Origin of the sequence: Lentzea albidocapillata (assembly GCF_000719115.1) — a bacterium.
Taxonomy (GTDB): Bacteria; Actinomycetota; Actinomycetes; order Mycobacteriales; family Pseudonocardiaceae; genus Lentzea; species Lentzea albidocapillata.
Genome location: NZ_JOEA01000112.1, coordinates 1 through 229, shown reverse-complemented (window position 1 = coordinate 229; position 229 = coordinate 1). Strand labels below are relative to the sequence as shown.

General features: G+C 63.3%; 1 protein-coding gene. It reads right to left on the bottom strand.

All coding sequences use genetic code 11. The annotated features are described in order from the left end of the window. Positions 1-229: fasciclin domain-containing protein (locus tag IG04_RS0142070; RefSeq protein WP_030482317.1), on the bottom strand; the 229-nt coding region annotated here is incomplete at both ends.

Here is a 229-nt window from a genome sequence, read left to right as displayed (position 1 = left end):
CGAGTCGATGAGGTACACGGTGGCGTTGGCGGTCTTCACGCCACCACAGATGACGTTGGCGTCGTTGACCTTGATCGCGTTGCCCGAACCGGTGACCTTGACGGTGCCGGTCTGCACGGTCTTCTGGTCGCCGGCGATCTTGTCGGGCGAGATCTGGCCGGGCACGACGTGGTACGTGAGGATCTTGGTCAGCAGCGCGTCGTCGGTCTTGAGCTTCTCGATCGTCGCG